This window comes from Kineococcus sp. AC630 (assembly GCF_979255925.1).
In genome coordinates, this window is the sequence record NZ_CEEDMJ010000062.1 from 1 (window position 1) to 301 (window position 301).

A 301-nucleotide genomic window follows, 5' to 3' on the forward strand; every position below is an offset into this window, starting at 1 on the left:
GATCAGGACCCCCTCGAGGGGGCCCACGGCGAAGAGCGCGAAGACGCCCAGGAGGCCGTAGTTCACGCTCGTCTCGAAGCGGCTGAGGCGCATGTCAGGACTCCTGCGGCTGCAGCTTGGAGATGAGGACCGTGACGAGCCCGATCACCACGGCGAGGGTGATGCCGACGGCGCAGGCGGAGCCCACCTGGTTGGTCTGGAAAGCCCGTTCGTCGGCGAGGTAGGACGGCACCGTGGTGGAGGTCCCCGGCCCGCCGCGCGTCGTCACGTAGATCAGGTCGACGCTCTTCAGGGCGGCGAC

General features: G+C 69.1%; 1 pseudogene. It reads right to left on the bottom strand.

Going from position 1 to position 301, the window contains the following annotated elements:
- Positions 1–94: 94 nt before the first annotated feature.
- Positions 95–301 (bottom strand): annotated as a pseudogene (locus tag AC0I8G_RS25855) (sugar ABC transporter permease); the annotation flags it as partial.